This is a genomic window from Streptomyces sp. NPDC058464 (assembly GCF_042721035.1).
GTDB lineage: Bacteria > Actinomycetota > Actinomycetes > Streptomycetales > Streptomycetaceae > Streptomyces.
Window position 1 is genome coordinate 270,890 of record NZ_JBHXMA010000005.1, and the last position, 25,578, is coordinate 296,467.

Sequence of the window (25,578 nt, forward strand, 5' to 3'; positions counted from 1 at the left end):
CCACCACCCCCCCCACCCCCCCCCCCCCAAAATTCTTTCTGCGCTGGGGGGGCCCCCCGAGTTTTTTTTTCCCCCTCCGCTTTGCCCTTGGGGGCCCCCCCCCCGGGGGGGGCCCCCACCACTTTTTCTTTTTCCCGAATAAGAGGGACCTGTCGATTTCATTTGTGGATTTCGTTGTTTCTGTGAATCCTGAAAATCTTGCACCGCCCATAATTGGACGCTGTTATCCGATCGGGCTTTCGCATTGAGTGTCAACGTTGTTGTTGGTAATGTCCGCCGCGCGTTCCCACACTCTTCCGACCAGCCAACGGATGCTTCCGTATGGCTAGTTCGGCATGCCGAAGGGGCAGTCAATGAGCAAAGAAAGAACCCGCCTGGTCCGCTCCAGGCGGACTCGTCGGGCCGTACTCGGAGCTGCCACGGCTCTGGTACTCGCCGGTGGTGGATTCGCCGTGGCGAATGCGTCCACGCCCGCCGCTGAGAAATCCGCCGCGGGCGTCCAGCGGCCGGTCGACAAGCAGGCCAAGGGCACCGCGGCCGTCGTCAGCGCCGCCAACGCCTTTCTGAACACGCTGACCTCGGACCAGCAGGCCTCGACCCTGCTGGACCTCACCCAGGCCAACGCGACCGCCTGGTCGAACCTCCCCTGCGGCGGGACCTGCCGCCCCGGCATCCAGTTCAGCACCCTGTCGGACGACCAGCTGGCCGCCGCCGAGGCCCTGTTGAAGACGGCCCTGGGCACCGGCAAGGACACCGGTTACGAGCACGTCCTGCAGACCCTCAAGGCCGACGACGTGCTCGCCTCGGCCGAGAGCACCAGCTCCTCCTCGGCCGCGCCGACGGACGCGCCCACGGCGACCGACTCGGCCTCGGCGACGGACTCGGCCTCCGCCGACCCCTCCGCCACGGCCACCGACTCCGCCTCCGCGGCGCCCACCGACGTCCCGACCGGCGCCCCGCCCTCCGGTGGCGGCGGCGCGGGCGGCTTCTCGTACGGCAGCGGCTACTACTACCTGGCGCTCCTCGGCACCCCGTCCAAGACCGGCACCTGGCAGCTGCACTTCGGCGGCCACCACCTCGCCGTGAACATCACGTACAAGGACGGCAAGGTCTCCGGCGCCAGCCCCTTCTTCACCGGCGTCGAGCCGACCAGCTGGACCGCGGACGACGGCACCACGTACGCGCCGCTGGCGAAGTTCCGCGACGGCCTGCTGAAGCTGACCGGCAGCCTGAGCACCTCGCAGCTGGCCGAGGCCAAGCTGTCGGAGTCGTTCAGCGACGTGCTGCTCGGTCCCGGCAAGGACGGCGACTTCCCGGAGACCAAGGAGGGCATCAAGGCCAGCGAGCTGTCGCCGAAGCAGAAGAAGCTGGTCCTGGCGGCGATCCACCCGTGGATCGCGGACGTGGACGACGCCACCGCCGCCCAGCTGATGAAGACATACGCGAAGGAGCTCGACCAGACCTACGTCGCCTACTCCGGCGGCACCGGCCTGGACACCCAGGGCGACTACGTGCGCATCGACGGTCCCAGCGTGTGGGTCGAGTTCGTCTGCCAGAACGGTGTCGTGTACCAGGACCAGGTCCACTACCACACCGTGTACCGCGACCACACCCGCGACTACGGGAACGAGTTCTCCTTCTCATGACCGGACCGCGAAACTGGCTGACCACCGCCCTGACACGCCTGGTGGCCGGGATCGCGATCGTGGTGCCGGCGGCGCTCCTGCTCGGGGCGTCGCCGGCCGCCGCGCATCCGATGCCGCACTCGGTGGTGCAGCTGGACGTGTACCGGTCCTCGGTGTCCGCCCGGCTGGAACTGCCGGTCTCCGACTTCTCCCGGGCCAGCGGCATCGATCTGGACGACGTCACCGGCAGGACCGTCCCGGCCGCGCGGACCAAGGCGATCCGCGCCTACCTCGGCCGGCACATCCACCCGACCACCACCGGCGGCAAGGCGTGGCAGGTCGCCGTCGGCTCGATGCACCTGAGCGCCACCCGGCAGACGTCCACCGGCCCGTATCGCGAACTGACCGTCGCCGCGGTCCTCACCCCGCCCGCGGGCGCCGACGTACGCCACTTCACCTTCGACTACGACGTGATCGTGCACCAGGTCGTCACCCACGTCACCCTCGTGACGGTCCGCCAGGACTGGGCGAACGGCCAGGTCGACGGCAAGGGCACCACCCAGGTCGGCACCATCGAGCTGGACATCCGGCACATGAAGGTCCCGGCCCTGAAGGTCGACCTCGGCCCCGGCAGCGCCTGGCGCGGCTTCGTCGCCATGGTCGAACTCGGCGGCAACCACATCCTCACCGGCACCGACCACCTGCTCTTCCTGCTGATCCTGCTCCTGCCGGCCCCCCTCGCCGCGACCGGCGGCCGCTGGACCGGCCTGGTCGGCCCCCGCAAGGCACTCGCCCGCATCGGCGGCATCACCCTCGCCTTCACCGCGGGCCACTCGGTCGCCCTGGCCGCGAGCTCCCTGGGACGGCTCGACATCCCGTCCTGGCCGGTGGAGGCGTTCATCGCCGCGAGCATCCTGGTCGGCGCGATCCACGCGATCCGCCCCCTTTTCCCGGGCCGGGAAGCGGTCGTGGCAGGCGTCTTCGGCCTCGGCCACGGCATGGCGTTCTCCTTCGTACTGGCCGAGATGCACCTCTCCACCGGCCAGTTGGTCACCAGCCTGCTCGGCTTCAACCTGGGCATCGAACTGGTCCAGCTGCTGCTGGTCTGCCTCGCCCTGCCCTCGCTCCTGGTCCTCGCCCGGCTGCGCGTCCAGCCCGCGCTCCGCCTGACCGGCGCGACGCTCACCGGGATCGCGGCCCTCGGCTGGCTGGTCGACCGCCTCGGCCTGCCCAACCCCGTCGCCCGCGCCGCCGACAGCGCAGGCTCCCACACCACACTGCTGCTGGTCACCCTCACGCTGGCCGCACTCGTCAGCACCGGATGGACCCTGGCCACCCGCCTGCGCGGCACCCCACAGGGCGGGCTCAGGCCCCGATGGCGTGCAGCCCCGGACCGGTCATGAGCCTGCGCAGGCCGCCCTCGGCCGCCGGATCCGCCGGGGTGACGGCGATCAGGCACTGGTCCGAGCCGTCGAGGGTGGCGAGCGTGTCGTAGCAGAGGGCCAGTTCGCCCACGACCGGATGCCGGATGCGTTTGCGGCCGTGGGCGCGCTGCTTCACCGTGTGGTCCTCCCACCATGCGGTGAACTCCGCGCTCCCGTCCCGCAGTTCGGCGATCGCCTCGTGCAGCCGCGGGTCGTCCGGGTGGCGTGCGAGGTTCGCCCGCAGGTTGCCGACCGTCTCACGGGCCACCCGCGCCCAGTCCAGCTGGACCTCGCGCATACCCGGCTCCAGGAACAGCACCCGCGCGGTGTTGCCGCCGAGCTCCCCGGCCGTGCCGAAGCCCGCGCCGAACAGAGCCGTCGCGGCCGCGTTGTGGGCCAGCACGTCGAAACGGAAGTCGACGACATAGGCCGGGATCAGCGGCATCCCGGCCAGCAGCACGCGCAGCGAGTCGCCGACCGGCGCGGACAGGTGCCGGGCCACCGGGGTCTCGTCCCGCGCGAGGAGATGCAGATGGTGCCGCTCGGACGGCGACAGCCGCAGCGCCTGCGCCACCGCGTCCAGCACGGCCGCGCCCGGCATGCCGACCCGGCCCTGCTCCAGCCGGATGTACCAGTCGATGCTGACGGTAGCGAGCTGCGCCACCTCCTGCCGCCGCAGCCCCGGCGTACGGCGCCGGCCCACGTCCGGCAGCCCGACGTCCTCGGGCCGCAGCCGCGCCCGCACGGCCCGGAGGAACTCACCCAGTTCCGCGCGCCGAGGTGCCCGCCCGCCGACCCTGTCCGCCATGCCCGCCATACCCGCCATACCCGCCATACCCCTCATGATCCCGACCCCGGCCGCGCGCTGTCGACCCGCGAGCCTGGTATCCCGAATGCCAGCAATCCGAGAGCCTTCCTGCCGGCGTCCCGCCTCCTTGATCGTGGTGCCACCGCAGACACCCCACCCACCACCCAGGAGGGCACCATGAGAACGTCGATCCGAGCCGCCGCCGCGCTGACCGCGGCCGCCGCCGCCGTCACCACCGGCGTCACCACGGCCGACGCCGACACCCACACCGGCCGCGCGGACGACGGAGGGTACGGCTACACCCAGGTCCGCAAGGTCGTCCCCGACTCCGCCGCCCGGTTCACCGTCACCAGCCCCGACATCCGCAACGGCGGCACCATCCCGGCCGACTCCTACGCGGGCGCCGCCTTCGGCTGCTCCGGCGACAACAAGCAGATGCGGCTGTCCTGGCACGGCGCCCCCAAGGGCACCCGCAGCTACGCGGTCACCATGTTCGACCCCGACGCCCCCACCGGCTCCGGCTTCTGGCACTGGCAGACCTGGGACATCCCCGCCACCAGCCCCGAGCTGGGCTCCACCCTGCCGGCCGGCGCGGTCGCCGGCACGAACGACGCCGGCCAGACCGGCTACCTGGGCCCCTGCCCGCCGGTCGGCGACATCACCCACCACTACCGGATCACGGTCTACGCCCTGGACACCCCGAGCCTGCAGCTGCCCGCGGCGACCCCGGCCGCACTCACCCGCTTCACCATGTCGACCCACGTGATCGGCACGGCGACGATCACGGCGACGGCGCGCAGGTAGGCCGGTCGGCCGGTCGGTCGTCCGGGGCACGGCTGCAGGGCCTCGCGCCCGCCACCAACTGACCGTCGGGGCCGCCCGCTTCTCGGCAGTGTCGTGCTTCCACGGGTCAGAAGCGTGCGAGCGGCCACAACACGGATGCCCCACCCCCGGTAGGAGGGCAGGGCATCCGTGCGCCGAGGGGATCAGCCGATGTGGTAGACGGTGACGGTCACCTCTCCGTCCGGACCGGGGATGGTGTACGCGCCGGGGCCGTGGAAGGGCTCGCAGCCCTGGGCGAGGATGTCGTCGGCGTTGATGCCGGTGTCGTCCTCGCCGACGTAGGCGCACACCTCGCTGATCAGGTGGTCGGCGAACCGGTGCGTGGCGCCTGCCTCGGGGTAGCGCGGCACGGTGGGGGTGTTGATGTCCAGGTCCGGGTGTTCCCACAGGGTGGTCTGCCGAAGGCCGTCATCCTTCACGAAGACCCGCCCGTAGGGTTCGGGAAGGTCGTTGTCGTCCTTCTCCTGGGGGTTGGAGAACTCGATCGAGTAGGTGACGAGCCCACCGGGGTACCGCGCCTGCGCAGCGGACTGCGCCTGAGCCGATCCGGCACTCACCGCTCCGGCCAGCAGCAGGCCCATCGAGGCGACGGCCGCCACGCGACCCATGGACTTCGAACGCATCCCTGATCCCCTTTCACTCAATGTAGCCGCCTGGCTACGCTTCGAAGATAGGGGAGGTCAGGAGGCCGATCGGCAAGTGCTTCTGGCAAACCACTCTGGCGGATGGCGCCGATGTTCGCCGGTCGTGGCTCAGTGCGCCGGGTCGCCAACCCCCTCGGCCGCGTGGCCGGTTCGCGCCCTCGGGGCGGACGGCGGCCGGGGATGTGCAGGACTTCCTTCGCGTGGTTGACCAGCAGGGCCGGCAGCAGCGGAGGCGTTTGGCCGACTTGTGTCCCGCCCGGTCGGGGCCGGGTCTGCCCTGCCGGGGCGCGCGTGACTCGTGGGCGTGTGCCTGCGAGGCGGGAGCGCGCCCGCCGGTCAGTTCGCGAGCTGCGTGAGGAAGCCGACCCAGGCGGCGGGGGAGAGGGCGAGGTGGGGGCCGTCGGGGGCGGTCTTGGAGTCGCGGATGTGGATGGTGTGGGGGCAGGGGGATATTTCGAGGCAGTTCCCGCCGCCGCTGTCGCTGTAGGAGGACTTGCGCCAGGTGTAGGCGGTCTCGACGCAGTCGCCGCCCCCGCCGTCGCTGTAGCTGGACTTGAACCACCGAAGGGTTCCGGTGCGGGTCATCGTTTCTCTCCTGCCAACCGTTCGATGAGGCTAACCGAGTCGTCGGTACTCAGGGCCTGTGCGCGGATCTTCGCATAGCGGTGGGCGAGTTGGGACACTTCCTCCGGTTCGCTGACCAGGATGCCCTGGTCCTCGATCTCCATGTAGACGACGTGCTCGTGGTCCGCGGTCACCACCATCTTCATGGGGCCGCGGTCACCGGCGTAGGAGCCCCGCAACCCCCGCTCCATCGGCAGCACTTGCAGACACACATTGTCCCGCCGCGCGTCCTCGACGAGCGAGAGCAGTTGTCCGCGCAGTACCTCCCAGGAGCCGAACGGCCGCCGCAGCACGCTCTCTTCGAGGATCAGCTCGATCATCGGCGTCGGCTCCCGCTTGAACAGCGCCCGGCGGGCCAGCCGCGCCTCGACCAGCTCCTCCCGCTTCTGCTCGGAGACCGGCGGGAAGCCGCCCCCGATCAGCGCTCGTGCGTAGTCCTCGGTCTGGAACAGGCCGTCGACCACGTGCGTCTCGTACGACGAGATCGTGACCGCCCCGGCCTCCAGCTCCGAAAAGCCCCGGAACCGAGGTGGGTACTTCTCCAGCAGCATGTACTTGCGGGCCTTCTCGAAGATCCCCATGCCGCCGCCGATCGCCTCCTCCAGCTTCACCAGCATCCTGTCGCTGGCGGGCTGCGCGCACGTCTCCATGGCGCTGATCGCGGATGCCGTGTAGCCGGTCCGCTTACCCAACTCCTCCTGTGTCAGCTCCTGTTGCTCCCGCAGTGCCTTCGCCAGGGCGGCCACCATCTGTGCCGTGCCGCTCGCTTCCTCTTTGTTCTCAGCCCGCGCCATTGCGGTCACCCCCGAAATCAACCGAACTCAACCGGTCACAACCAACCCACCCCGATATCCGACCGTATTCGGCGGTCGACTCAGAGTTATGGCGACGGTAGCCCCACCTCCCCAAACTGGTCCCATGAACACGCAAAGTGACCAGTTAAACCTCGGCTGGCTACCGGCCTCCGGCGTTCAACTCCGCAAGGCCGGCGTCCAGTTCGACGCGGTGCGGGTGGACGACGGGGAGTGGGGGCGGCAACTCGCCGACCGGCTCGCGGAGATGACCGGGGGTGACCCCGGACCCGTCATCGAGGTCGCCAGCGGGCGCCGGTGTGTGTACTTCCTCGTTCCGGCCGGGAGTACGGATCACCTGCCCTGGCCTGCGGAGGTGACCAGACTGACCGCCGTTCCGGCCCGGGTGTCGTACATCCCGATTCCCGCGCTGGACGACATGACGTGGCCGCTGGCCTGGCGCTATCGGCCCACCGCGCACGGGCGCTTCGTGCACACGCGATTGCTGCGGACCGCGCTTCACTCGCCTGGGTGAAATGCGTCAACGAACAGGCAGGAAAAAGGGATTGTGGCTTGCGTTCGGCTCTTTGCGAGGCCCTAAAGTCACGATCAACGAGATTGCCCCCGCGGTGCGCCAACACCCGGGGGCTCGACACCTGGAGAGAACAGCTCCGATGCGCGTTCATCGTACGGCGCCCCTGCGCGCCTTCGCAGCCCTCGCCAACTCCCGTTTCGGGGACCGACGTCTGTCCTGGGGAGCGGTAGGCGTACTGACGTACCTCTTGGGGCTGCCGAACGGTTCCTGGATCACCGAGCGCATCCTCGCGGCGCAGCGCGGCGAAGGGTGCATGTCGATCGTCGCGTCCCTGCGTGAGCTGGAGGAACGGCGGTATCTGCGGCGGGTGGTGCGGCGGGATCCGGTGACTCGGCAGTACTCGACGACCTGCGAGGTATTCGAGAGGCCGTACGAATCCGAGTCGCCTGCGGGTGAATTGCAAAAAGTTCGCCTCGTGGCGGCCTAGCTCAAAGAGAAAGGAACCCAATGACTGTCTTGCTTGAACGGCCCGAGACGGTATACCGGAGGTATACTTGCGTCATGGCTGACACCACCGTCAAGGTTGACCCCATCGTCCGCGACCGACTTATGGTGCTCGCCCGGGAGCGCGGGATGACCATGCGCGATCTGATCGCCGAGCTTGCGGGGGCCACGCCCACGCAGGAGGAACTGCGCAAGCGGTACGAGGAGACGAAGGCGTACTGCGAGACGCACTTCGGGGTGACGTTCACCGACGAGGACCACGACCGGGTGGAGAAGATCTGGCAGGACCTTGAGGCCGGTCGGCCGGTGGACAGCCTGTGAGCGCGATGAGGGCCGGTTCCACCGGTGTCGTCTTCGACGAGTCCGCCCTGCTGGCGCTGGGCTCGGGGAACTCGCTGGCCTCCCACTTCGTGGCGAACACGGAGCACGGGCCGACCCGGCACGTCTACGTCCCCGCGCTCTGCCTGGCCGCCGCCGACGGCATGCGCAAGGGGCTCGCGGAGCATGTCGGTGCGCTTCCGGCCGTCGAGATCGTGGAGTTGGACTTCGCGGGCGCGTCCACGGTCGGCGCGCTGCTGCGTGACGGCGTGGAGTGGCGGCTCGGGCACGCGGTCCACCTGTCTCGGCCCACCATCGACTGGCCCGACGGCCGTCACGTCGTGACCGTCGAACCCGACCGCTATGCCGACATGCCCCTCGTGCGCACCATCAGGCTGCCGCAGCAGAGGTGATCCCGGTCGGCCGGGGCGTCCGCCTCCCGGGCGCCCCGCCCGTCAGCTGAACACGATCATCGAGCCCTGTGCCAGACTCCGGGTCGCCGCCGCGTGCAGGCCGAGCCAGACGTGGCGTTCGCGGGCGAAGGGGCTCGGGTCGTAGGGGGCGGGGACCGCCGGTTCTTCGAGGTCCGTCGGGGCGGCGGGGGGCTGCGGCGGGGCCGGGGGGTTCGCCGGGTCGATGCCGATCGACGGGGCGACGTACTCCAGCTCGCGCAGCAGGGCGTGGGCGGAGCCCAGGGGGCCGCCGCTGGCGAGGAGCTCGTCGCTGGAGAGCGGATGCGGGAAGTCGACCGGGACGTACGCGCCCGCGTGGTCGTAGTGCCAGACCAGGTGCGACTGCTGGGCCGTCGACTCGAACATCTCCAGGAGCTGCTCGTAGTCACCGCCCAGGTCGTCCACGGGGGACACGGGCAGGCCGCAGACCTGGAGGAGATAGGCGCGGCGGAGGAAGTGGAGCGCGTCGTAGTCGAAGCCGGCCACGGGGGCGACCTCGCCGGACAGGCCCGGCATGTACTGGTACACCGGCACCGGGGGCAACCCGGCCTCGGCGAGCACCTTGTTGTATTGCGCGAGTTCCTCGGCGAACGGATTGTCGGGGGTGTGGCACAACACGTCGACCAGCGGTACCAGCCAGAGGTCACAGGCCAAAGAGGGCTCCTAGTATCAGCGCGTTCACAGCAAGTGCTCAGCCAGGTGGTCAGGGAAGAGTAATCCGTGCGGCGCCGGTCAGCTCCCCTCGTGCAGGTCCCATACCCAGACCCCGCCGGTCCACTTACCGGGTTTTCCGGTCAGGGCCTCCACCGCCTGTCGTAGTTTCTCGTCATTGGGTTGCGGAGCGACCACCAGGACCCCCGCCTTCCAGTACGCGAAGTCCTTCTTGGCCTGCGCCTTCCAGTTCTTGCCGATCACCGGCACCTTCCCGGTGTACCGGACGTCCCGCAGCATGCTGGAGGTGTAGCGCGGGACGGCGCCGTAGATTCCGGTGCGGTCGGTGCCGTAGGGGCCGTTGAAGTATCCGCCGGGGAGCTTGAAGCCGAGCCCCGCGCTGGTCTGCCAGTGCAGGGCCTCCGCGTAGCCGGGGTCCGGGAGCGGGAGGGGGACGAGGGACTCGCCCTTGCCGACGTACGACTTCCACAGCCCGCTGCTGATGAACTCCGGGACCGCCTCCCGCTGTTCCGACTTGAGCGGGGCGGGGACGATCGGGAGCAGGGCCAGGGCGACGGCCAGCAGGCCGAAGTACTGGGCGCCGACGCGGCGGGTGGCGAGGATCTTCTCCAGGGCGAGCGCCAGCAGGATGCCCAGCGCGGGGGCGCAGATCATCGCCACCCGGCCCTCGATGACGGACTCGAAGAGCGGGAACTTCCGCACCAGTGCCCAGGGGCCCGGATACACCGTCTCCGTCAGCGGGATACGGATCTCCGGGCCCAGGGACAGCACGGCCGCGGCCACGGAGGTGAACGCCAGCGCCTTGACCAGCGGCCGCTCCCACAGCCGTACGACGATCCCGAACGCGACCAGGACCAGCGGCCAGCCGTAGAAGGCGTTCTGCTCGGTGGGGTTGAGGGAGAGTTCGTTGGCGCGGCCGGCGTTCCCGAAGAGCAGCGAGCGTTCGGAGAAGCCGAGGAGGGACAGGGGGCTGTTTCCGGCGTTGTCGCCGTGCAGGACGCTGTGGTAGCTCTGCGGGCCCGTGAACTGCCAGTAGAGCGGGAAGGCGACCAGTGGCAGGCAGACCGCCCCGGCGATCAGCAGGCCCTTGCCCAGCGGGCGCCAGGCCTCCTTCGCCACCTCCGGCCGCGCGACCGCGTACGCGAGGGCGAACAGGACCATCCCCATCGCCGCCAGCAGGAACGGCTCCTCGCCCAGGAAGACCTGGTAGGCCGCCATCAGGCCGAGCACGATCCCGTCCCGCCGGACCCGGGCGCCGGTGGCCAGCCGCAGGGCGCGGTCGATGATCAGCGGGATCATGAACAGGATCACGAAGTTGGGGTGCGCGTTGGCGTGGCTGACCATCGGCGGCGCGAAGGCCGCGAGGGCCGCGCCGACGAAGGCGGCACCCCGGTGCCGTACCACCCGCTTCACGATCAGCCAGTACCAGGCGACGGCGGTCGCGGCGAGCCCCAGCGCCATGCAGACGGAGAGCGAGACGGCCGGACCGGCTATGAGCGTCAGCGGGGCGAAGGGGACGGAGACGCCCAGCATGACCGTGTTGGCCATGAGGTTCACGCCGTCGGGGAAGTTCTGGAAGTCGGAGAAGAGCGGGTTGCGGAAGTGCGCGAGGTTGTCCGCGGTCACCGCGAAGAACCACTCCCACTGGTTCTGGTCCTGGAGGGAGTCGACGAGATAGCGGTGGTCCGGGTCGAAGAAGCGGCCCGAGTAGAGGGCGACGGAGAGGGCGAGGAAGAGGACGGTGACCAGGAGGTCGGCCGGGCGCAGGCGGCGGACGCGCAGCCGGGCCAGGTCGGCGAGGACCCTCGGGTAGTCCAGCGGGCCCACCTTGGAACCGGGCTGATGGCTCCAGCGGACCGGAACCTCGGCGATCGGGTGGCCGCCGCCGTGCAGGTGCTGCAGGACCTCGACGTCGATGCCCCAGCCGTCCAGCCGCGAGTCGGCGAAGGCCTCGCGGGCCAGGTCGCCGTCGAAGAGCTTGAACCCGCACTGGGTGTCCTTGATCCCCGGCACGGCGGTCGCGCGTATCAGCAGGTTCCCGGCGCGGCCGAGCAGCTCGCGCAGCCGGTGCTGGTGGTCGGCTATCTCCGCGCCCGGCACCGCACGCGAGCCGATCGCCGCCGCGCTGCCCTCGCTGAGCGCCTTGTCCAGCCGCTCCAGCTCCTCGATCGGCGCCGCCAGGTCGGCGTCCGTGACGAGCACGCGGCTGCCGCCGGTCGCTGCGACACCGAGGCGCAGGGCGTTGCCCTTGCCCCGGTTCCGGTCGGCGGTGACCAGCCGGACGTGCGGGTGCCGTAAGGCGGCGACCTCGCGGGTCCCGTCCGTCGAGCCGTCGTCGGAGACGACCACTTCCCAGGAGCCGAAGCGGCTCTCGTTGTCGGCGAGGTAGCGGGTGACGGCGTCGAGGGTCGGGCCGAGCCGTTCCTCCTCGTTGTACGCCGGGATGACGACGGAAAGGTCGACGTTCCCCCTGTCCTCGTCCTCCGTGGTCTCCGTGGGCGCGGTCATCCGTTCTTCTCCGCCAGTCGCTCGATCAGGGCGAGTGAGTGCGTGTTGTACGCGGCGACGATCCCCCGGGCGGCCTCGGCGTCCCGGCGGGACAGCGCGTCGACCAACTCGGTGTGCCGGGACCACAGATACCCGCGTAGATCGGGCAGCCGGCGCAGATGCCGCACCGCGCACACCCAGGACTGCACGCGCAGCCGGTGCAGGAAGTCGGCGAGGTAGGGGTTGCCGAACAGGGCCGACAGCTCCCGCCAGAACCTCAGGTCGTAGCCGATGAGGATGGTCAGGTCACCGGCGGTCGCGGCGCGCTGGGCCTCCTCGCCGCGTCGGCGGACCGCGGCCAGGGCGGCCGCCACCCGGGGCTCCTCGGGGTCCTTGAAGGCGGGGTGGAGGCCGTCGGCGAGAGCCTGGAACATGCCGTCGGTGACCAGGCTGCGGGCCTCGATCATGCCCCGGTAGTCGTCGAGCGTGTACTCCGGCACCCGGAAGCCGCGGTGCTGGTCGGCGTCGAGGATGCCCTGCGCGGACAGGTCGACCAGCGCCTCCCGGACCGGCGTGGCGGAGACCCCGTACTGCTCGGCGATCTCCTTGACCGTGAACTCCCGCCCCGGCTGCAGCCGCCCGGCGAGCACCTCGTCACGGAGCGCGTCCGCGATCTGCTGGCGCAGGGTACTGCGGGTCACAGCGCCGTTGCCGGGCATCGTCGGGTGCCTCTCCTCACGCGTACGGGTGACGTGCTCGCTTACAGATACATGTACGAGCACGCCACCTTACGCGTTCGGGTTCCGGGTGTACTCCTTCTGTACCCGGGAAGCTACCCGTGGGTCGGCTGTGAGGAGCGTGAGAGTCGCGCCCCGTCAGGGGCGCGGGGAACTGCGCGACCAGCCCCCACGCACCCGCAGCCGAGAACGCGGCCCTACGCCACCGTGAACTCGTCGGCCACGCTCAGCGCAGCGTCCAGCGCCGCGAACCCTTCCTTCAGCTCCGCCTCACTCACATTGCACGGCGGCACCACATGCGTCCGGTTCATGTTCACGAACGGCCACAGCCCCTGCTTCTTCGCCTCGGCCCCGAACGCGGCCATCGCCGCGTTCGCCTCGCCGGCCGCGTTGTACGGCACCAGCGGCTCCCGGGTCTCCCGGCTCCTCACCAGGTCGAGCGCCCAGAACATGCCGACCCCGCGGACCTCGCCGACGCTCGGGTGCCGCTCGGCGAGCGCGGCGAGCGCGGGTCCGACCACCTCGGCCCCCAGCCGCTTCGCGTTCTCGACGACCCCTTCCTCGGCCATCACGTTGATCGTCGCGACGGCGGCGGCGCAGGCCAGCGGATGCCCGGAGTAGGTCAGCCCGCCCGGGTAGGGCCGCTTGCCGAAGGTCTCGGCGATCTTCTCGCTGATCGCGACACCGCCCAGCGGCACATACCCGCTGTTCACGCCCTTCGCGAAGGTCATCAGGTCGGGTACGACCCCGAACAGGTCGGCGGCGAACCACTCGCCGGTCCGCCCGAACCCGGCCATGACCTCGTCCAGGACGAAGACGATCCCGTACTTGTCGCAGATCTCCCGGACCCCCGCCAGATACCCGGCAGGCGGCACCATGATCCCGGCGGTCCCGGGAATCGTCTCCAGCACGATGGCCGCGACCGTACCCGGCCCCTCGAAGGCGATGGTCGTCTCCAGGTGCTCCAGCGCCCGGGCGGTCTCCTGCTCCTCGGTCTCCGCGTAGAAGCGGGAGCGGTAGAGGAAGGGCGCCCAGAAGTGCACGACCCCGGCGGCGGCGCCGTCGGAGGCCCAGCGGCGCGGGTCGCCGGTGATGTTGATCGCCTGCTGGGTGCCGCCGTGGTACGAGCGGTAGGCGGAGAGCACCTTCGGGCGTCCGGTGTGCAGCCGGGCCATCCGGACGGCGTGCTCGATGGCGTCGGCGCCGCCGTTGGTGAAGAAGATCTTGTCAAGGTCCCCGGGCGTGCGCTCGGCGATCAGCCGCGCCGCCTCCGACCGCGCCTCCACGGCGAAGGCGGGCGCGAAGGTCGTCATCCTCGCGGCCTGCTCCTGGATGGCGGCGACGACCTTCGGGTGCTGGTAGCCGACGTTGGTGAAGACGAGCCCGCTGGTGAAGTCCAGGTAGCGCCGGCCGTCGTAGTCCCAGAAGTACGACCCTTCGGCGCCGGCCACGGCGAGCGGGTCGATGAGGTCCTGCGCGGACCAGGAGTGGAAGACATGCGCACGATCGGCCGCCTTCACGGCGGCTCCGGCCTGGGGATTGGGCTGAGGGGTCATGGCGGGGAGCGTAGGTGTGTCCGGTACGGGAGCGGTATCGGCGACATGTTCCGTGGTCGGGGGGTGGACACGACAGTCTGTCGAATCGCTTGTCCGGGTGGGCCTTCTGCCCGATGCTCTGTTCCAGGTGGCCTTTGTGCACCAGGCCTGTTGCCGCATCGCCGCATGCGAAATCGCCAGATGCGCAGTGGCAGACCTTCCCGCGCGGGCCTTCATCGCGATGTACACGACGGGGGGTGCGCAGGTGCCGCTGACAGACCCCGCGCTCCAGCGACGCAAGCTGCGGGACCAGTTGCGCAGGTTACGGGAGTCGGCCGGATTCACCCAGCGCGAGGTGGCCAATGAGATGGAGTGGTCGCTGTCGAAACTGATCCGCATCGAGTCCGGGAGAAACGGGATATCGATAACGGACTTGAAGGCCCTCATCGCCCACTACCAGGTCACTGACCGGGCGCTGGTGGACCGGCTGACCGCCATGGCGCGGGCGGCCCGTGAGCGGCCCTGGTGGGATCGCTACCGGGACAGCGCGCCTCCGACCTTCCTGCTCCTGCTGGGGTACGAGGGCTCTGCCTCGATAATCCGCACGTTCGAGCCGATCCTGGTGCCCGGTCTCCTCCAGACCGAGGAGTACGCCCATGAGGTGCTGCGGCTGACGAGCCCGCCGGAGAAGGTGGACGAGCGGTCCGAACTCCGCCTCGAGCGCCAGGAGCGGTTGCTCCGCTCCGACGGGCCGCAGATGCACTTCATCCTGGACGAGAACGCGATCAGCAGGGTCGTCGGCGGCCCCGACGTCATGCGGCGCCAGGTGAAGCGTCTCAAGGAGCTGACGGATCACCCGCAGATCACCTTGCGGGTCCTGCCTTTCACGCAGGGGCTCTACCGCTATTTCCGGAACTCGTACGTTCTTTTCGAGTTCGAGGACCCGGAAGAGGACATCGTGCTCTACGCGGAGCGGCCGAACGGGGACGCCATCGTGCGCGAGGGCGTGGACTGGGTCGAGGACGAGGCCCCCGCGCGCTTCCTGGAGACGTTCTTCGACATGGAACAGCTGGCCAGTGCGGAGGGCGCCCCGTCAGTGCTGGATTTCGCCATGTCCCGGCTGGCGGCGATGATCCCGGCGGAACCGGACCTTTCCGACTCCGCCGAGGGCGTCGCCTAGGGGTTCAACGGGCCTGCGCCGGGTCGTCCGAGCCGGAGCGACCGGAGTCCAGGAAAGAATTCCAGGAAGGTGCGGAGAATCTCAGAAAAGGGCGGCCCGGGTCCTTTGAGTCGCGTACCAGAACATCTCGCGCAAAGGCTACTTCTACGCAGTTGGTTTCCGCGCTTCTGGTGCTCTTTCGCCACTTCAGTGAAGAGCCGGCGAGTGTCGTCATCAAATGCTCCGGTGCGATTACTTGCTTCAGTTTCGGGCGGCGCGGCTGCATGATGCGGGCGCAGAGGGGCAACGTAGCATGTTTGAAGCGGCTAATGCATGTCCATACTGCACCGAGTGAGCGTCGCCCGTTGATGAGCCCTCGTATTTACCGAGTTAGCGACAGATCGTTGACCCGAATGAGTCGACAGATCGACCGGGGGGTGTTGTGTTCATGCCGTTCCCCTCGTCTGCGACACGGCTATTGGCCAGGTGGCCGTGTGCGTGCAGCGCAAGAGTGATCGCGGCCGCAGGCCAGTCCGCTGGTGGGCGGCTGGCGATGGGCGCGAAGGCCGATGGGAAAGCGGCTATCTGCCACTTGCCACAAAGCCCCGAGGCTCAGATACTGGTGGCAGAGATATTCGCCGCCCATGTCGATGGGTGGCCGGTGTCGCAGCGGCTACTGTGACACCTGGGAGCGAATCACCCGGATCATCCTGAATTGTCGGGAGGTCCGCGGAGATTCGCTCCCCCTTTTTGCTTCGATCCACTATTGACCACTCTGGCGTGGATCCCTTATGGCGGGCAAAATTGCATTACAGGGTCACCGGGCCCTGCAAACGGTGAAGGTGTCCCGGTCCCGTCATTTCCGAAAGGAGGTGAAAACTGTGTACAAGGAACTGGGCAAAGTCGTGGTCGAGGCCATGCAGAGCTGGGGCAAGACCGTACGGCTGTGCCTGCTGATCGCGGTGGTAGCCGCCGCCGCGATCGCCGCCGCGTACGTCAGGTGAGCGAGTGCGATCCGTCCTCACGGGCGGCGAATATCTCTCAGCGGCGCTCTCGAAGCAGCCGCAGACCGGCAGCATGCCGTCCGTCCGGCGGCATGCTGACCGTCGGGCGGGCCCGGGTGCTTGTTACGTAACCGTAGACACCGCGCCGCTCGAACCACCGAACGGCCGCATTATTCTCGGCTCGATCACAAGTGTGAGCGAGGAGCGGATCTGCCATGGAGAAGCTGGGGCCGGGGGATCCGCAGCACATCGGGCGCTACCGGCTGCTGGCGCGGCTGGGGGCGGGCGGGATGGGGCACGTGTACCTCGCCCGGTCGGAGCGCGGTCGTACGGTCGCCGTGAAGCTGGTGCGGGCGGAGCTCGCCGAGCGCGAGGAGTTCCGGGAGCGCTTCCGGCAGGAGGTCCGCAACGCCCAGCGCGTCGGCGGCTTCTGGACCGCGCCGGTGCTCGACGCCGACACCGAGGCCGCCGTGCCCTGGGTGGCCACCGGCTATGTCGCCGGGCCGAGCCTCCAGCGGGTCGTCGAGCACGACCACGGGCCGCTGCCCGAGCGGTCGGTGCGCATCCTCGCCGCCGGTCTCGCGCACGCGCTCGGCAACATCCACGCGGCCGGGATCGTCCACCGCGACCTCAAGCCGTCCAACGTGATGCTCACCATAGAGGGACCCCGGGTCATCGACTTCGGGATCGCGCGGGCGCTGGAGACGCTGCCCGGCGAACGGCTCACCCAGACCGGTTCCCTCCTCGGCTCGCCCGGCTTCATGGCTCCCGAGCAGGTGCGCGGCGACCGGATCACGCCGGCCTGCGACATCTTCTGCCTCGGCTCGGTGCTCGCCTACGCGGCCACCGGCCGGCTTCCCTTCGGCTCCACCGAGGGCGGCGCACACGCCCTGATGTTCCGGATCGCCCAGGAGGATCCCGACCTCTCCGGTCTCCCCGAGGACGTCGCCGACGTCGTCCGCGACTGCCTGCGCAAGGACCCGGCGGCCCGTCCGACGCTGGAGGCGATCCTGGCCCGCACGGGCGCGGGCGACACGGTCTGGGAGGGCCGGTCGCGGGACCCGTGGCTGCCGGGCGGCCTGGTGGCCCAACTGGGCCGCCACGCCGTGGAGTTGCTGGAGGTGGAGGACCCTACGGTCTACGGGGCGCTGGTGGAGGCGCCTGTTGAGCGCCCCGAAGGGGCGCGGGGCGGTGTTGAATCTGCGGCTGCCGCCGCGGGGGCGCGACCGGCCACCACGCACCCGCAGCCGACACTCAACCCCCCGTCCCCCGAACACGCCCCCGCCCACCCGGCCTACGGCTACTCCGGCCAGCCCCATCAGCACCCGCAGCCGTACAACCCGTACACCGCGACCTCCCCCGCTCCCGCCCCAGGCTTCGACCCCACCTCCGACTCCACCCAGATCTACCCCCCCGTCCCCCCGCCTCCCCTCTACGACCCCCTCCCCGTGGACGAGCCCCGTCGCCCTCGCTCCACCGCCCTCCTCGTCACCATCGCGCTGGTCGTGATGCTGGCCGCGGGCGGCACGGTGTACGCGCTCATCAACGGCGGCGACGACGGCGCCGACGACAAGGCGGCCGGCAAGGGCACGCCCACCCCGTCGGCCACCGCCCCGACCACCTCCGGGGAGTCGACGCCCGCACAGTCGCCCTCCTCCTCGACCGCCGCGAAGGACACCGTCCCGAGCGGCTTCCTCGGCACCTGGGACACGTCGATAGACAACGACACCGGCCACAACACCCGTGAACTGACCATCCGCCAGGGCGCCGTGGGCGACAAGGTCCTCACCCTGGTGGCGGACGGCCCCGGCTACCACTGCGAGTTCACGGCGAAGCTCGCCGAGAAGCCCGGCTCGGACGGCCCGTTGGAGATCGGCCCCTCCACCGTCACGTCCGGCAAGCCCCGTTCGTCGTGCAGCGCCGGAAAGGCCACCGAGGTGACCCTGCTGTCGGGCGGCAAACTGAAGCGCGTGACGAAGGACGGCGACGAGAGCCTGACCTACAGCAAGAAGTGAACTACCGCTTTCGCCGAGGCAGTTGAACGTTCGGCGAACAACGGTGCGGGCGACCGATATGTCCCTTCACAACCGCATCCCGCCCCTTACGGTGACCCCACCATCCGACTCCGGGGAGTGGCGGGGGCACCCACATGGAGTGGCTGAGCGCGGAGAACATCGTCGCCGTGGGCACCGCGGTGCTCGGCATCGTCGCGTCCGCGGGCATCTTCTGGTACGAGCGCCGCGTCCCGCGCCGTAAGCGGATCGGCTACCGCGTCCAGATGGACAACCCGATCGGCGACGACGTCCGTTCGGGCCGTATCGGCAGACGCCTGGGCCTCTTCGACGAGGCTCCGGACATGGCCGGTGCCACCCTGGTCCTGCTGCGCATAGAGAACGACGGCTCCCAGGGCATCGGCCGGGACGACTACACCAGTCCCGAACTGCACGGTCTCACCGCCGTGTTCACCGACCGCGTCATCCGGGGCGTCTCGGTCACCCAGCCGACCGACAGCGACCACCTCATGCCGCACTTCACCGCGGAGCGCGGCTTCGGCTACTCGGGCAACACCCTGCGCATCCCGCGCGTCCCGCTCAACCACGCCGAGCACTTCAAGCTGCTCGTGCTGCTGTCCGGCGGTGACGTCGGCCGGGAGATCCGGATCGTCGGCGGGATCCACGACGGCGAGGTGCACCCCAACCGCAGCGCCACCCCGGACGACGCCACGCCCCTGTTCAGCCGCGCCTCCCGGCTGATCACCATCATGCTGACGCTCAGCGTCCTCACGCTCTCCACCATCGTCGTGGCCCGCGACGACACCCCGCCGCCGATCGGCTGCGCGAAGGGCTCGCTGCGGGTCATCGGCTCCACCGCCTTCGCCCCGGTGATGCGGGACGCGGCGAAGAAGTACGAGAAGGACTGCGAGGGCGCGTCCATCACCGTGGACGCGCGTGGCTCGACCGCCGGGATCCGGGATCTGAACGACGTCGGGACGGGTACGAAGAAGGGCTCCCCGGTGGAACTGGCCCTCTCCGACGGCCCCAAGCCCACCGACATGCCCGAGCTGAAGGAGTACCCGGTCGCCCTGGTGGTCTTCGCGCTGGTCGTGAACGACGACGTGCCGCTGCGCAACCTCAGCACGGCCGACGTACGACGGCTGTACCGGGGCGAGATCACCAACTGGAAGCAGCTGGGCGGCCCCGACCTGCCGGTGGTGCTGGTCAGCCGGGACGCCAACTCCGGTACCCGGCAGGTGTTCCAGCGCCGGGTGCTGAAGCGCGGCGAGATCGCCAACTCCTCCGTCGACTGCAGGCACAAGGACGACCCGACGGCGAAGGTGATCCGTTGCGAGCTGGACTCCACCGAGCAGGTGCTGTCGGAGGTGGCCCGGCTGAAGGGGGCGGTCGGCTACGCCGAACTGAACGTGGCGGAGGGGGCGAAGGGCCTGCACACCCTCTCCCTGGACGCCGACGCCCCGTCGGTGGACGCGATCGAGCACGGCGACAGCTCGTACCCGTACCGCGAGATCGAGTACGCGTACACCTACGGCTGGCCGGCGGCGGACTCGCTGGTGTCGAGCTTCCTGTCGTACGTCAGAACGGGGAACGGCCAGGACGTGATCCGGTCGTACGGGCATCTGCCCTGCTACATCCCGGTGGGCATGAAACTCTGCGCGTGACGCCCGCCGCCCGCCCCGGTCAGCCGAGGTCCACCCACGTCCCCTGTGCGGCCGAGCGGCTCATCGCGTCGAGGGCGGTGGCGCTGTGCACGGCGTCGTCGAGGGTCGCGCCGTGGGACGTGCCCTCGGCGACGGACCGCAGGAAGGCGTGGGCCTCGATCACCTTGAGGTCGTCGTAGCCCATGGCGTTGGCGGCGCCGGGCTGGAAGGCGCCGTACGCGCCGTGGCCGGGGCCGACGAAGACCGTGCTGACGGGCTGGTCCTGGTAGGAGGTGCCGCGGCTGACGCCCAGCTCGCCCATCCGGCGGTAGTCCCAGAACACCGCGCCCTTGGTGCCGTGCACCTCGAAGCCGTAGTTGTTCTGCTCGCCGACCGAGACCCGGCAGGCCTCCAGGACGCCCCGGGCGCCGGAGGCGAAGCGCAGCAGGCAGTTGACGTAGTCCTCGTTCTCGACGGGCCCGAGCTCGCCGCCGGTGGCGAGGGTGTGGCCGGCGGTGGCGCCGGTCGGGCGGGCCCGCTCCGGGATGAACACGGCCGTGTCGGCGGCCAGCGACGCGATGTCGCCGAGCAGGAAGCGGGCCAGGTCGACGCCGTGCGAGGCCAGGTCGCCGAGGACGCCCCCGCCACCGCGCGCCCGCTCGTAACGCCAGGTCAGGGCGCCGTCGGGATGTGCGGCATAGTCGCTGAACAGCCGGACGCGGATATGCGTCACGGTCCCCAGCTCGCCGGAGGCGATCAGCTCACGGGCGTATGCGACGGCGGGCGCGTTGCGGTAGTTGAAGCCGACGGTGCCCCGCACGCCGGCCTTGGCCACCGCCTCGGACACCGCCCGGGCGTCCTCGGCGGTCAGCCCGACCGGCTTCTCGATCCAGATGTGCTTGCCGGCCTCGGCCATCGCGACGCCGATCTCGCGGTGCAGGAAGTTCGGCGCGGTGATGCTGACGGCGTGCACCCGCGGGTCGGCCGCCACGTCCCGCCAGTCCCGGGTGGTGGACGCGAACCCGAACTGCGCGGCGGCCTCCTCGGCCCGTCCCGGCACCTCCTCGGCGACGGCCATCAGCTCGGCGCGTACCGGCAGCTGCGGGAAATGGTGGGGAACCCGCTGGTAGGCCTGGGCGTGCACCCGGCCCATCCACCCGAATCCGACGACGGCGACGCCGAGCGTTCTCACGTCCATTGGCTGCCCTTCTCCGCACCGTTGCGACTGCGCTGCTCACGATGGGGGCCCGTCCTGACAATGTCAAGACATTCGGGCGTCTGGACAAGGTCAGGTGCACCGCCGTCGTGGTTGCCCGCGCAGTTCCTCCCCCAGCCTTCGGCCGGGGGTACCCCCAGCGCCCCTGAGGGGCGCTGCAGTGAACGGCGCCACAGAGGCGCCCCCTCTTCACCTCGGTTCCGGCGGTCTCTGCCGCGGCATGTTCGGTCGCGCCCCGTTGGCGCCCGGCGGCAGGGGGAACCGCCCGTTCAGATGCCCCGCGTCCGCCCGCGGCCCCGCCGTCACCGTCGCCTGCATGCCCAGCGGCGTCGGCCCCGTCCGGAACTCCACCATCCAGTCGGCCGTCTCCGTACGGACCAGCTCGGTCACGTCCTCCGAGAACCTCCGCAGCACCCCCAGGCACCGCTCGCTCGCCTCGCTCGCCGTCCCCTCCGCCGGCCCCAGCACCTCCCGCACGCTCTCCGACGCCCAGTCGAACTGCAGCACCTGCAGCCGCCGCTGCACGGCCTGCGCGGTGGCCATGTCCCTTATCCAGCCGGACGTCACCCCGAAGAACCGGTCGATGCCGACGCAGGACACCGCCAGCAGCAGGGCGAGGTATCCCCAGGGTGCGACCCCGCCGACCACCCCGGTGAGGTCCAGCAACGGCAGCGCGGCCCCCAGCACCGCCCCCACGGCCGTCCCGCACCGCAGCGCCCTCGCCCCCCGTCGCTTCCACACCCGGTCCGCCAGATACCACGCGGCCGTCTCCAGCGCCCCGCGCTCCACCCACCGGTACAGCTCGTCCAGCCGCTCGGCCGGCTCGCCCCAGTCCCCGAGCGGGAACGGCCGCCCGGTCAGATCACCCGGCCGCGGTCCGGCCGCGCCCTCGCCGCCCCGCCCGTCCTGAGGCCGTCCCTCGGGCTGCATCTCCGGCTGACCCACCCGGCACTCCCTAACTGATCCCGAACCGATCCCGACCGGTCACGTACCGTGACGCCGACGCTGACGTCGGGCCTGACATCGGGCCTGACGTCGGACCTGGCACTGGACCTGACAATGGATGCTGACGACGGGAACCCTTCCTACCGCCCAATGGGTGGCGAAGGCCTTGCTTTCGCCTCTTTTCCGCCCGGAAGTGGGCCTTGATCAGGTATAGGCGTCTCGGGAATCTCACTCGAAAGAGTGGCGGGGCGATGGCTGCGTCGACCACGTAGGCTCATCCACAACAGAGAAAATCCGGACCCGACCCAGGAGCTGATCGTGATCCCCGGTGGTGGCCAGCCCAACATGCAGCAGCTGCTCCAGCAGGCCCAGAAGATGCAGCAGGACCTGGCGCGGGCCCAGGAGGAACTGGCGAGCACGGAGGTCGACGGACAGGCGGGCGGCGGCCTGGTGAAGGCCACCGTGACCGGCTCCGGCGAGCTGCGCGCGCTGAAGATCGACCCGAAGGCGGTGGACCCGGACGACACCGAGACCCTCGCCGACCTGATCATCGCGGCGGTCCAGGCGGCCAACGAGAACGCGCAGGCGCTCCAGCAGCAGAAGCTGGGCCCGCTGGCCCAGGGCCTGGGCGGTGGCAGCGGCATCCCGGGCCTGCCGTTCTGATGTTCGTCGCCCGCACGACACCCGTACCGCCTTCCTAGGACAGGCGGCAGCCAACTACCGTACGTACCGAAAGACTCCAGGAAGGGCAGTCCGTTGTACGAAGGCGTGGTCCAGGACCTCATCGACGAGCTGGGGCGGCTGCCCGGCGTCGGTCCCAAGAGCGCGCAGCGGATCGCCTTCCACATCCTGCAGGCGGAGCCGACGGACGTACGGCGTCTGGCGCAGGCTCTCCTGGAGGTGAAGGCGAAGGTCCGCTTCTGCGCGACCTGCGGCAACGTGGCACAGGAGGAACTGTGCAACATCTGCCGCGACGCCCGCCGGGACCCGACGGTCATCTGCGTGGTGGAGGAGCCGAAGGACGTGGTCGCCGTCGAGCGCACCCGCGAGTTCCGCGGCCGCTACCACGTGCTCGGCGGCGCGATCAGCCCGATCGAGGGCGTCGGCCCCGACGACCTCCGGATAAGGGAGCTGCTCGCCCGCCTGGCGGACGGCACGGTCACCGAGCTGATCCTGGCCACGGACCCGAACCTGGAGGGCGAGGCGACGGCCACCTACCTCGCCCGCATGATCAAACCCATGGGCCTGAAGGTCACCCGCCTGGCCAGCGGCCTCCCGGTGGGCGGCGACCTGGAATACGCGGACGAGGTCACGCTCGGCCGCGCCTTCGAGGGGAGACGACTCCTAGATGTCTGACGCCACGCTGCACGCGACCGCGCAGAACCCCGACGACTTCGCGGTCCAGATCGCCGACCAGGTGGAGAGTTTCCTGGTGGCCGTGACGGAGGTGTCGAAGGGCGACGAGCCGGACTCGGCGGTCCCCTTCCTCCTCCTGGAGGTCTCCCAGCTCCTGCTGGCCGGCGGCCGGCTCGGCGCGCACGAGGACATCGTCCCCGACGAGCGCTACGAGCCGGACCTGGGCCCGGAGCCGGACGTCGACCAGCTCCGCGAGAACTTCGCGCGCCTGCTCGACCCCATCGACGTCTACTCCGAGGTCTTCGACCCCTACGCGCCCCGCAAGGCGCCCGTCCCGGCCCGTATCTCGGACGACCTCGCCGACATCATCACCGACCTCCGCCACGGCATGGCCCACTACCGCTCGGGCCGCACCACGGAGGCCCTGTGGTGGTGGCAGTTCTCCTACTTCTCCAACTGGGGCCCCACCGCCTCCGCGGTCCTGCGCGCCCTCCAGTCCGTCCTGATCCACGTCCGCCTGAACCAGCCCCTGGAGGAACTGGACGGCCTGGACACCGACCAGGACTCGATGGGCGACGAGACCCTGGAGTTCGAGGCGGGCCAGGTCATGGAGCAGGAGATCGGCGGCTCGATGGGAGTACGGTCCTCCTCCCATTAGGACAGCCGCTGTCCTGAGCGGTCCCTAGGGTCGTCGGCGTCATCCCGACACCGACGAGAGGACCGCGATGCCCGAGCAGACCGGAAACGCCGCACCGCAGGGCTACACCACACTCGCCCCCTGGGTCGTCACCGACGACACGGGGGCGTTTCTGGACTTCGTCACCGAGGTGTTCGGGGGCGCGGAGCTGGGGCGGGTCCCCACCGAGGCCGGTTCTATCGGGCACGCCGAGATCCGGATCGGCGACACCGTCCTGCTGGCCTTCGACCGGAGCGCGGACTGGCCCGTCATGCCCAGTCTGCTGCGCGTGTTCGTCGCCGACGCGGACGACACGTTCGCGCGTGCCGTCGCGGCCGGTGGCCAGGTCGTCACCGCCCTCGCCGACCACGCCTTCGGACAACGCGGCGGGCGCATCAAGGACCCCTTCGGCAACATCTGGTGGGTGGTCGCCCACATCGAGGACGTTTCCGAGGAGGAGATGTGGAAACGACTGCGCGATCCCGCGTACACCGAGGCCATGCGCGTCGCACAGGAGACTTTCGACGCCGAACTCAGCGGCCGTGGGCAGGGCTGCAGCAGCGCTCCCGTCCAGCCTGGCGCTACAGCGGCGACCAGTTGAAGCGCTGGCGCACGAGGGCTGACGTCACCAGGGAGAAGCTGGCCTCCGCCGCCAACCACTCCCCGGAGACCGTCGCCTCGATGGAGCGCGGGGTGCGCAGGCCGACCTCGCGAGTGCTGGACGTGGCGGACGACCTGTGCGCCGCGCAGGGGATGCTGAGCGCGGCGAACGGGAGAAGGAGGCGACGAGCCTCTGGTGGTACGAAGTCGCGCTCGTCCCCGGTCTGTTGCAGACGCAGGCGTACGCCCGTGCGCTCATCGACAACCGCATCCCGCCGCTGGACGGGGAGACGGTGGAGGAGCGGATCGCCGCGCGCATGGACCGGCAGGCCATCCTCACGGCGCGGAAGCCTCCGGTGGGCCTGAGCTTCGTCCTCTACGAGGCGGTGCTGCGCAGCCCGTTGGTGGATGGCGAGCAGTTGAGCCGTCTGCTGGAGGTGTCCCGGTTGCGGAACGCCGTGGTGCAGGTGCTCCCCTTCGAACGGGCCTTCAGTGACGCGCTCATGGGTCCCCGCGATGCTTCTGGAAACCCGTGACCACGAGCGATTCGCCTTCACGGAAGGCCCGTTCGTCAACGAGCTTTCGGCTGATCCAGGGGTTGTCAGCCGCGTGACGGAGCGGCTTGGCATGATCCGCACGCAGGCTCTCAGTCCCGCTGAGTCGGCCGGTTACATCGAGCGGATGGTGGATCAGTCGTGAGCGACCAGCTGAAGTGGTTCAAGTACAGCTACAGCTACAGCTACAGCGACAACGAGGGCGGGGCCTGCGTCGAAGTCGCCCTCTCCGCCGCCGTCCACATCCGCGATTCCAAGGCCGCCGCGGGCCCCGAGCTCGGCGTCGCCGCCCCTGCCTGGGCGGCGTTCGTTTCCGCAGTTCGGCCCAGGGCTTGAGCCTCGGGCTTCGAGCACTTTCCATAGCCGCTGGTGAGGGCCGACCATGCGCCGACGGCGTGCTCATGGTCGTCGAGA

29 protein-coding genes and 1 pseudogene are annotated in these 25,578 nt (G+C 70.0%); 19 read left to right on the forward strand and 11 right to left on the reverse strand.

Going from position 1 to position 25,578, the window contains the following annotated elements:
• The first annotated feature begins 452 nt into the window (after positions 1-452).
• On the forward strand, positions 453-1,646 hold the full coding sequence (locus ACFWPQ_RS09925; protein WP_384031788.1) for a DUF3500 domain-containing protein: 1,194 nt from the start codon (positions 453-455) through the stop codon (positions 1,644-1,646).
• Positions 1,643-3,028: a HupE/UreJ family protein gene (locus ACFWPQ_RS09930; RefSeq protein WP_384031789.1), complete on the forward strand. Its 1,386-nt coding sequence runs from the start codon at positions 1,643-1,645 to the stop codon at positions 3,026-3,028. Before ACFWPQ_RS09925 ends, ACFWPQ_RS09930 begins: the two co-directional genes overlap by 4 nt.
• Here the strand turns inward: ACFWPQ_RS09930 and ACFWPQ_RS09935 are convergent.
• Entirely contained in the window at positions 2,991-3,884 is an 894-nt protein-coding gene (locus tag ACFWPQ_RS09935; RefSeq protein WP_384031791.1) for a helix-turn-helix transcriptional regulator, read from the reverse strand. The genes ACFWPQ_RS09930 and ACFWPQ_RS09935 overlap by 38 nt on opposite strands.
• 150 nt (positions 3,885-4,034) lie before the next feature.
• On the opposite strand from ACFWPQ_RS09935, the gene ACFWPQ_RS09940 reads away from it, so the two are divergent.
• Positions 4,035-4,661, forward strand: coding sequence for a YbhB/YbcL family Raf kinase inhibitor-like protein (locus tag ACFWPQ_RS09940; protein ID WP_384031793.1), 627 nt, complete (start codon positions 4,035-4,037; stop codon positions 4,659-4,661).
• A 182-nt stretch (positions 4,662-4,843) separates the two neighbouring features.
• Here ACFWPQ_RS09940 and ACFWPQ_RS09945 read toward each other — a convergent pair whose 3' ends face one another.
• The 3 genes from ACFWPQ_RS09945 to ACFWPQ_RS09955 all read right to left on the reverse strand — a co-directional run bounded on the left by ACFWPQ_RS09945 (position 4,844) and on the right by ACFWPQ_RS09955 (position 6,762).
• Positions 4,844-5,323 (reverse strand): hypothetical protein, encoded by a 480-nt coding sequence (locus ACFWPQ_RS09945; RefSeq protein ID WP_384031795.1) that lies wholly within the window; start codon positions 5,321-5,323, stop codon positions 4,844-4,846.
• Between the two features lie 357 nt (positions 5,324-5,680).
• Positions 5,681-5,929, reverse strand: coding sequence for a DUF397 domain-containing protein (locus tag ACFWPQ_RS09950; protein WP_384031797.1), 249 nt, complete (start codon positions 5,927-5,929; stop codon positions 5,681-5,683).
• Positions 5,926-6,762 (reverse strand): helix-turn-helix transcriptional regulator, encoded by an 837-nt coding sequence (locus ACFWPQ_RS09955; RefSeq protein WP_384031799.1) that lies wholly within the window; start codon positions 6,760-6,762, stop codon positions 5,926-5,928. The genes ACFWPQ_RS09950 and ACFWPQ_RS09955 overlap by 4 nt, the downstream gene beginning before the upstream one ends.
• 124 nt (positions 6,763-6,886) lie before the next feature.
• On the opposite strand from ACFWPQ_RS09955, the gene ACFWPQ_RS09960 reads away from it, so the two are divergent.
• The 4 genes from ACFWPQ_RS09960 (at position 6,887) to ACFWPQ_RS09975 (ending at position 8,529) form a co-directional block, all read left to right on the forward strand.
• A complete protein-coding gene (locus tag ACFWPQ_RS09960; protein ID WP_384031801.1) occupies positions 6,887-7,294 on the forward strand; it encodes a hypothetical protein in 408 nt (135 codons plus the stop codon).
• Between the two features lie 247 nt (positions 7,295-7,541).
• Positions 7,542-7,781, forward strand: a complete 240-nt coding sequence (locus ACFWPQ_RS09965) for a hypothetical protein (RefSeq protein ID WP_384031803.1) — start codon at positions 7,542-7,544, stop codon at positions 7,779-7,781.
• Between the two features lie 74 nt (positions 7,782-7,855).
• Positions 7,856-8,119 carry a hypothetical protein gene (locus ACFWPQ_RS09970; RefSeq protein WP_384031805.1) on the forward strand — a complete coding sequence of 88 codons (264 nt, stop codon included), beginning with the start codon at positions 7,856-7,858 and terminating at the stop codon, positions 8,117-8,119.
• A gap of 5 nt (positions 8,120-8,124) precedes the next feature.
• On the forward strand, positions 8,125-8,529 hold the full coding sequence (locus ACFWPQ_RS09975) for a hypothetical protein (RefSeq protein ID WP_384031932.1): 405 nt from the start codon (positions 8,125-8,127) through the stop codon (positions 8,527-8,529).
• 42 nt (positions 8,530-8,571) lie between these two features.
• Here the strand turns inward: ACFWPQ_RS09975 and ACFWPQ_RS09980 are convergent, their stop codons facing one another.
• The 4 genes from ACFWPQ_RS09980 to ACFWPQ_RS09995 all read right to left on the reverse strand — a co-directional run bounded on the left by ACFWPQ_RS09980 (position 8,572) and on the right by ACFWPQ_RS09995 (position 14,020).
• Entirely contained in the window at positions 8,572-9,222 is a 651-nt protein-coding gene (locus tag ACFWPQ_RS09980) for a hypothetical protein (RefSeq protein WP_361286394.1), read from the reverse strand.
• Between the two features lie 78 nt (positions 9,223-9,300).
• A complete protein-coding gene (locus ACFWPQ_RS09985; RefSeq protein ID WP_384031807.1) occupies positions 9,301-11,748 on the reverse strand; it encodes a dolichyl-phosphate beta-glucosyltransferase in 2,448 nt (815 codons plus the stop codon).
• The gene (locus ACFWPQ_RS09990; protein ID WP_384031809.1) at positions 11,745-12,446 is read right to left on the reverse strand and encodes a GntR family transcriptional regulator; all 702 of its coding nucleotides are present in this window, start codon (positions 12,444-12,446) and stop codon (positions 11,745-11,747) included. The genes ACFWPQ_RS09985 and ACFWPQ_RS09990 overlap by 4 nt, the downstream gene beginning before the upstream one ends.
• Before the next feature lie 215 nt (positions 12,447-12,661).
• Positions 12,662-14,020, reverse strand: coding sequence for an aspartate aminotransferase family protein (locus ACFWPQ_RS09995; RefSeq protein ID WP_384031811.1), 1,359 nt, complete (start codon positions 14,018-14,020; stop codon positions 12,662-12,664).
• A gap of 97 nt (positions 14,021-14,117) precedes the next feature.
• Here ACFWPQ_RS09995 and ACFWPQ_RS10000 point away from each other — a divergent pair, with 97 nt between their 5' ends.
• Positions 14,118-15,179: a helix-turn-helix domain-containing protein gene (locus ACFWPQ_RS10000; RefSeq protein ID WP_384031812.1), complete on the forward strand. Its 1,062-nt coding sequence runs from the start codon at positions 14,118-14,120 to the stop codon at positions 15,177-15,179.
• Between the two features lie 4 nt (positions 15,180-15,183).
• Here the strand turns inward: ACFWPQ_RS10000 and ACFWPQ_RS10005 are convergent, their stop codons facing one another.
• The gene (locus tag ACFWPQ_RS10005; RefSeq protein ID WP_384031814.1) at positions 15,184-15,444 is read right to left on the reverse strand and encodes a DUF397 domain-containing protein; all 261 of its coding nucleotides are present in this window, start codon (positions 15,442-15,444) and stop codon (positions 15,184-15,186) included.
• Between the two features lie 595 nt (positions 15,445-16,039).
• Here ACFWPQ_RS10005 and ACFWPQ_RS10010 point away from each other — a divergent pair.
• From ACFWPQ_RS10010 to ACFWPQ_RS10020, 3 genes are all read left to right on the forward strand, one after another.
• Complete coding sequence (locus ACFWPQ_RS10010) at positions 16,040-16,162, forward strand: hypothetical protein (protein WP_359206269.1); 123 nt, start codon at positions 16,040-16,042, stop codon at positions 16,160-16,162.
• Positions 16,163-16,377: 215 nt separating this feature from the next.
• Positions 16,378-18,177 (forward strand): protein kinase, encoded by a 1,800-nt coding sequence (locus tag ACFWPQ_RS10015; RefSeq protein ID WP_384031816.1) that lies wholly within the window; start codon positions 16,378-16,380, stop codon positions 18,175-18,177.
• Between the two features lie 134 nt (positions 18,178-18,311).
• Positions 18,312-19,838, forward strand: a complete 1,527-nt coding sequence (locus ACFWPQ_RS10020; RefSeq protein WP_384031818.1) for a substrate-binding domain-containing protein — start codon at positions 18,312-18,314, stop codon at positions 19,836-19,838.
• 19 nt (positions 19,839-19,857) lie between these two features.
• Here ACFWPQ_RS10020 and ACFWPQ_RS10025 read toward each other — a convergent pair whose 3' ends face one another.
• Complete coding sequence (locus ACFWPQ_RS10025; protein ID WP_384031820.1) at positions 19,858-21,015, reverse strand: Gfo/Idh/MocA family protein; 1,158 nt, start codon at positions 21,013-21,015, stop codon at positions 19,858-19,860.
• Between the two features lie 207 nt (positions 21,016-21,222).
• Positions 21,223-21,978, reverse strand: a complete 756-nt coding sequence (locus tag ACFWPQ_RS10030; protein WP_384031822.1) for an SLATT domain-containing protein — start codon at positions 21,976-21,978, stop codon at positions 21,223-21,225.
• 318 nt (positions 21,979-22,296) lie between these two features.
• Here ACFWPQ_RS10030 and ACFWPQ_RS10035 point away from each other — a divergent pair, with 318 nt between their 5' ends.
• The 8 genes and pseudogenes from ACFWPQ_RS10035 to ACFWPQ_RS10070 all read left to right on the forward strand — a co-directional run bounded on the left by ACFWPQ_RS10035 (position 22,297) and on the right by ACFWPQ_RS10070 (position 25,500).
• Positions 22,297-22,641, forward strand: coding sequence for a YbaB/EbfC family nucleoid-associated protein (locus ACFWPQ_RS10035; protein ID WP_384031824.1), 345 nt, complete (start codon positions 22,297-22,299; stop codon positions 22,639-22,641).
• A gap of 93 nt (positions 22,642-22,734) precedes the next feature.
• Positions 22,735-23,334 carry a recombination mediator RecR gene (gene recR, locus ACFWPQ_RS10040; protein WP_359206251.1) on the forward strand — a complete coding sequence of 200 codons (600 nt, stop codon included), beginning with the start codon at positions 22,735-22,737 and terminating at the stop codon, positions 23,332-23,334.
• The gene (locus ACFWPQ_RS10045) at positions 23,327-23,992 is read left to right on the forward strand and encodes a DUF5063 domain-containing protein (RefSeq protein WP_384031826.1); all 666 of its coding nucleotides are present in this window, start codon (positions 23,327-23,329) and stop codon (positions 23,990-23,992) included. Before recR ends, ACFWPQ_RS10045 begins: the two co-directional genes overlap by 8 nt.
• Before the next feature lie 67 nt (positions 23,993-24,059).
• Positions 24,060-24,611, forward strand: coding sequence for a VOC family protein (locus tag ACFWPQ_RS10050; protein WP_384031828.1), 552 nt, complete (start codon positions 24,060-24,062; stop codon positions 24,609-24,611).
• Positions 24,608-24,703: pseudogene (locus tag ACFWPQ_RS10055) on the forward strand (transcriptional regulator); the annotation flags it as partial. The gene ACFWPQ_RS10050 and the pseudogene ACFWPQ_RS10055, both read left to right, overlap by 4 nt.
• A 44-nt stretch (positions 24,704-24,747) precedes the next feature.
• Entirely contained in the window at positions 24,748-25,146 is a 399-nt protein-coding gene (locus tag ACFWPQ_RS10060; RefSeq protein ID WP_384031830.1) for a DUF5753 domain-containing protein, read from the forward strand.
• Positions 25,127-25,309: a Scr1 family TA system antitoxin-like transcriptional regulator gene (locus ACFWPQ_RS10065; protein WP_384031832.1), complete on the forward strand. Its 183-nt coding sequence runs from the start codon at positions 25,127-25,129 to the stop codon at positions 25,307-25,309. The genes ACFWPQ_RS10060 and ACFWPQ_RS10065 overlap by 20 nt, the downstream gene beginning before the upstream one ends.
• The gene (locus ACFWPQ_RS10070) at positions 25,306-25,500 is read left to right on the forward strand and encodes a DUF397 domain-containing protein (protein ID WP_384031834.1); all 195 of its coding nucleotides are present in this window, start codon (positions 25,306-25,308) and stop codon (positions 25,498-25,500) included. The genes ACFWPQ_RS10065 and ACFWPQ_RS10070 overlap by 4 nt, the downstream gene beginning before the upstream one ends.
• The last annotated feature ends 78 nt before the right edge of the window (positions 25,501-25,578 follow it).